Raw genomic sequence first — 567 nt, 5'->3', positions numbered from 1 at the left:
GGATAACCGCTGAAGGCATCTAAGCGGGAAGCCCCCCTCAAAACAAGGTCTCCCTGAGGGCCGTGGAAGACCACCACGTCAATAGGCCGGAGATGTAAGCGCAGTAATGCGTTCAGTTGACCGGTACTAATCGCCCGATAGGCTTGATTTGATCCAGTAATGGAAAGACAAATCAAAAGCATACACTGACCTTGAGTTGGACAACGTTGATTGATGTGAAACCCCGTAAGGGGTGACATAACAACCGAGTGGCAACGCGCATTTGCACGCAAATACGCTGCCTGCCACTCGTCGCGCTTTGCACAGCAAATCTGCGACGGGGATTTTCCTCGGTTTGGTGGTCATAGCGCAAGTGAAACACCCGGTCCCATACCGAACCCGGAAGTTAAGCACTGCCGCGCCAATGGTACTTGGGCTTAAGCCCCGGGAGAGTAGGTCACCGCCAAACCTAGAAAAATCCCCAATCTCTCAAAAACGATGAAAAGAACACTACCCGGTCTCAAGTAGCCGAATAGGCGGCAGACCAACGCTAAGTGTCGCGGGATGGAGCAGCCCGGTAGCTCGTCA

General features: G+C 53.3%; 2 rRNA genes. Both read left to right on the top strand.

Annotation, left to right across the window (positions count from 1 at the left end):
• Nucleotides 1-151 (top strand): 23S ribosomal RNA (locus E1297_RS00855); the annotation flags it as partial.
• A gap of 182 nt (nt 152-333) precedes the next feature.
• Nucleotides 334-448 (top strand): 5S ribosomal RNA (gene rrf / locus E1297_RS00850).
• Nucleotides 449-567: the final 119 nt, after the last annotated feature.

The organism is Roseibium sp. RKSG952, from assembly GCF_009711355.1.
This window is presented reverse-complemented; position numbering and strand designations above follow the sequence as displayed.